This is a genomic window from Paenibacillus popilliae ATCC 14706 (genome assembly GCF_000315235.1).
In the GTDB taxonomy this organism is placed as follows: Bacteria; Bacillota; Bacilli; order Paenibacillales; family Paenibacillaceae; genus Paenibacillus_B; species Paenibacillus_B popilliae.
Genome location: NZ_BALG01000127.1, coordinates 1 through 241, shown reverse-complemented (window position 1 = coordinate 241; position 241 = coordinate 1). Strand labels below are relative to the sequence as shown.

At 49.4% G+C, this 241-nt stretch carries 1 protein-coding gene; it reads right to left on the bottom strand.

The annotated features are described in order from the left end of the window. On the bottom strand, positions 1–241 hold a 241-nt coding region (locus PPOP_RS09725; protein WP_042228258.1), incomplete at both ends, for a transposase.

The window sequence follows — 241 nt, the reverse complement described above, 5'->3', positions numbered from 1 at the left end:
CTTTTTTCGATCAGTGTCTGCAATTGCTTGCCATCATTTTTCTCACCTGTCGTAATGACAGCTGCCGTTATAAGTCGTTCCTCGGTCATCGCTAAATGTGTTTTGTAACCGAAAAAGGCGCTATCTGCGCTCTTGTGTCCCACGCGTGCGTCTGGATCTGCTGCAAGGCGCAGCTGCTCCACATCATCCTCAATCGTCTCTTTCAGAAGATTCAGCGGCTCCACAATTTTCGGCACCTGTG